Source organism: Ruminococcus sp. N15.MGS-57, from assembly GCF_000980385.1.
Classification (GTDB): Bacteria; Bacillota; Clostridia; order Oscillospirales; family Ruminococcaceae; genus Hominimerdicola; species Hominimerdicola aceti.
In genome coordinates, this window is sequence record NZ_LARF01000171.1 from 1 (window position 1) to 232 (window position 232).

Sequence of the window (232 nt, forward strand, 5' to 3'; positions counted from 1 at the left end):
AACCTGTGACCCTCTGCTTGTAAGGCAGATGCTCTCCCAGCTGAGCTAAGATCCCGTGTCACTTCTGTTGAAGTAAAGTAGCGAGGGAGAGACTCGAACTCTCAACCTCCCGGGTATGAACCGGACGCTCTAGCCAGTTGAGCCACCTCGCCATATTGATTGATATCCTTTAAAAGGATGGGACCTACAGGGCTCGAACCTGTGACCCTCTGCTTGTAAGGCAGATGCTCTC

Annotated in this window: 1 tRNA gene; it reads right to left on the bottom strand. The window is 52.2% G+C overall.

The annotated features are described in order from the left end of the window. Positions 1–78: 78 nt before the first annotated feature. Positions 79–152: transfer RNA gene (locus tag WS40_RS11155), tRNA-Met, on the bottom strand. Positions 153–232: the final 80 nt, after the last annotated feature.